The organism is Klebsiella sp. MS 92-3 (assembly GCF_000195655.1).
In the GTDB taxonomy this organism is placed as follows: domain Bacteria; phylum Pseudomonadota; class Gammaproteobacteria; order Enterobacterales; family Enterobacteriaceae; genus Klebsiella; species Klebsiella pneumoniae.
Genome location: NZ_GL882826.1, coordinates 6,155 through 9,685, shown reverse-complemented (window position 1 = coordinate 9,685; position 3,531 = coordinate 6,155). Strand labels below are relative to the sequence as shown.

At 57.5% G+C, this 3,531-nt stretch carries 3 protein-coding genes; 1 reads left to right on the top strand and 2 read right to left on the bottom strand.

Annotated elements, in window-relative coordinates:
* On the bottom strand, nt 1–815 hold an 815-nt coding region (locus HMPREF9538_RS09640), incomplete at its 3' end, for an iron-containing redox enzyme family protein (protein WP_009485569.1).
* Nucleotides 816–1,016: 201 nt separating this feature from the next.
* On the opposite strand from HMPREF9538_RS09640, the gene HMPREF9538_RS09645 reads away from it, so the two are divergent.
* A complete protein-coding gene (locus HMPREF9538_RS09645; RefSeq protein ID WP_009485568.1) occupies nt 1,017–1,931 on the top strand; it encodes a DMT family transporter in 915 nt (304 codons plus the stop codon).
* A 40-nt stretch (nt 1,932–1,971) separates the two neighbouring features.
* On the opposite strand, the gene HMPREF9538_RS09650 is transcribed toward HMPREF9538_RS09645, so the two are convergent.
* Entirely contained in the window at nt 1,972–3,204 is a 1,233-nt protein-coding gene (locus HMPREF9538_RS09650) for an MFS transporter (RefSeq protein WP_004148411.1), read from the bottom strand.
* Nucleotides 3,205–3,531 lie beyond the last annotated feature (327 nt).

Genomic DNA, 3,531 nt, shown 5'->3' with positions numbered 1-3,531 from the left:
GGGTCGAGCAGCTCGGTCATGGCCATCACGCCCAGTGATTTGTAGTAATGCTGACGGTTTACGCCGCCCAGCATAAAGGCGTTATACCCGGCCAGCCCCTGCCACTCGTACAAATGGGCAAAATGATTGTCCGGTAAGGCGATATTTCGCCGCTTCAGTAAATCCTTATACAGATTAACGTGGGTGATCTCGGTGCTGCCCTGGCCTATCTCATCCCACAGATTTTGCGCAATCTCAGCGCGGGTTTCCGGCAGCGAGCCCACCAGCCCCATCGCCACCAGATCGAAGAAAAGCAGATTGAGGGCGCTGTCGCTTTTGAAGAAATAGTCGATTTGCGCCGCAGAGGCCTCGCTGGCAAGGAAATCGAACAGCGGATGATGAGAAGCCGGGTGCTGCTGGCATAAGGCGCGCAGTTCGTCGACGATATTGCCGGCGTTAAGCATTGGTCTCTGGTGGTGGAAGCGTTTGCTTTCCGCCCGCAGCCACTCAGACTCGATGTAATTTCTGATCCCGGAAAGCAGCGGATGAAACTGATTGGCGGCCGCTGGCGAGAGCGGGTCGGCAAGCCAGGACTGATAAAGAATGAACAGCGCGTGGTGCGCACGCTTTTTGGCCTGTGGATCGTCAGCGGAGAAGGCGCGGATGCAGGTATTCTCAGTGAGATGCCAGGCTCTGTCGGCCACCAGCGGGTTGGCCGTCAGCTTCAGCGACAGCGCGTTGCTGTGCAGAAGCTGGTCAATTAACTCATCCAGCGCCAGCCTGGCCATCACCGCGGTCTGGTCGCTTCCAATCACCCCATTATCTGTGTTACGCATGATTTATCCCTGTGAAATACATGGCTACTATACGGTATAGTACCGTCCATAATGCGGCAACGTAAATTTCACACGCGTTGTCAATTTACTGTTTATTAAAGAATTTAAATGAATACAATAAAAACCACTAAAGTATTATTGATATTATAAAAACAATAACATTACCATTCAGTACAGTGACAAACGACACAAGGAATCATCATGCCCTATCTGTTACTGACGCTGGCGGCTCTGTTCTGGGGCGGGAATTATGTTGTCGGGCACGTGCTGGTGCAGGGCGTGGATCCGATCCTGATGACCGAAGCGCGCTGGGCGCTGACGGCGCTGCTGCTGGGCCTGCTCTACCGACGGCAAATCGCCGGCAGTCGCCGCCTGCTGCGGGCAAACGCCCCGGCGGTGGTGGTGCTCACCCTCTGTGGCCAGGTCAGTTTCCCGCTCACGCTCTATATTGGCCTGCAAACCACCTCCGCGCTCAACGCCGCCATCTATATGTCCGCCACGCCGAGCATGGTACTGTTGATTAACCGGCTGATTTTCCGCGACCCGGTATCGGCGCGTAACTGGCTGGGGGTCATCTTCAGCACCCTCGGCGTAATGATCCTCTTATTCCAGGGAAACCCACTGCACGCCGCCTCGCTGCATAGCTTTGCCGTCGGCGATCTGTGGGCGATGGGATCGGCGCTGAGCTGGGCGCTCTACTGTTCGCTGTTACGTCTGAAGGACCGCCGAATCCCGGCGAATGGCTTTGTCGCCGTCAGCTCGCTGCTCGGCGCCCTGATCCTGGTGCCAATCGTCATCTTCTGGCTGATGCGCCACCCGGCGCAGGACTGGGCAGCCTGGCGCGAGCCGTTTTTCCTCAGCGGCCTGGCGTATCTGGTAATTTTCCCATCGTGGCTGGCCTATTTGTTCTGGAACAAAGGTATCGCCACCATTGGCGCCACGCGGGGCGAAATTTACACCCACATCATCCCCCTCTCCGGCGGGGTGTTGAGCATCCTCTTCCTGCATACCCAGCCGCATGCCTGGCATCTGTTTAGCGCGCTGTTCATCATGGTGGGGATTGGGATCTGCTCGCTGGAGAAACGGCAGGCGGCGTCTATTTGTCTGCGTGACTAATGTATGCGACCGGGCGCCTGGCCACGCCCGGTCACAAAAGTTAACGGCTGGTGGAGAGCGGCTGGTGATGTCCCGCTCCTGCGGATTGGATCACCCGGCCTTCGCGACCAAAAAAGGTCAGGACGGTAATGACAATCGCCACCGTCCCGGCCACCAGGGCCATTGCCAGGCCGTAGTTATGCCCATGATGCTGGGCGATTGATGCCTGGAGAGTGGCATTCACCGAAGCCAGCAAATTACCCAGCTGGTAGACGAAGCCGGGCAGCACCGCCCGGGTGTTGGCCGGGACCAGTTCATTGAGCCAGGTGGGGATCACCCCCCAGGCCCCCTGGACCATAAACTGCATCAGGAACGCCCCCGCCCCCAGCGCCAGCGAGCCGCTGGCGAAAGCCCACAGTGGAATGACCGGCAGCGCCAGCAGGGCGGCGATCATAATCGCTTTGCGTCGGCCAATCTTCTCCGACAGCGAACCGAAGAACACTCCACCAATGATCGAGGCGATGTTATAGCAGACCGCGATGATGCTGACCGTTTTAGGCTCGAAGCCGTGCTGAACTTTCAAAAAGACCGGGTAAAGATCCTGCGTCCCGTGAGAGAAGAAGTTGAAAGCCGCCATCAGCACCACCAGGTACAGGCACAGCTTCCAGTGGCTACGCAGTACCGGCAGCAGGGCCGTACTCTCTTTATTCTGCCTGGCCGCCTGCCAAACCGGAGACTCCTCGACGCAGAAATAGATAAACGGCAGCAGCAGCACCGGCGCGGCGCCAATGACAAACATCCCGCGCCAGCCGAGTTGTTCAAAAAGCAGCCCATAGGCGACGGCCGCCAGCAAATAGCCGAAGGGGTATCCCGCCTGGAACAGGCCGGACATCAGGCCGCGCGAGCGGTCGGGGATCGTCTCCATCGCCAGCGAAGAGGCCACGCCCCAGATCCCGCCCATCGCCACGCCGTACAGCACCCGCAGCAGGAAAAACAGCATCAACGACGGCGCGGCGGCGGAGAGCAGCTCAAAAGCCGAGAAGAACACAATGTTGAGCATCAGGATTGGTTTGCGACCAAACTTCTCCGCCGCCCTGCCGAAAATTAGCGCGCCGACGGGCCGCACGGCCAGAGTCAGCAGAATCGCCAGGGTGACCTCCTCAAGGTCGACATGAAACGAGTGGGCGATATCGCTCAGTAAAAAAACTAACAGGAAAAAGTCGAAAGCATCGAGCGTCCAGCTTAAAAAACTGGCTATCGCCGCATTACGCTGTCGTGAGGTCCAGCCGTGCATCTTGTCATCCCTATCCCGACGGCATTGCCGGGAGTGTGCGCGGCGTCCAGCAGAGCGAGCTGGGGTCACCGCTTGTGTAAATTGTTTGTATAGAAAGTTGCTCTTTTGTTAATTACACCCCTTTTACGACAATCGGCAAGTTTATTAGCATGCTAATTTGTTTCAAATTGCGTGTTCCCCTCACCGGTTCGGCAATTTTCGACCAGAATTAAAACCAGGTTCGCTTAAGCGAAGCGTCATCAATGCCGCATCTGCCCACAGGAAGGGAGAGAATCATGAAGAGAATTGCCATCGCCGGCGGGGGGGGGGGGGGGGGGGTGGCGGGGG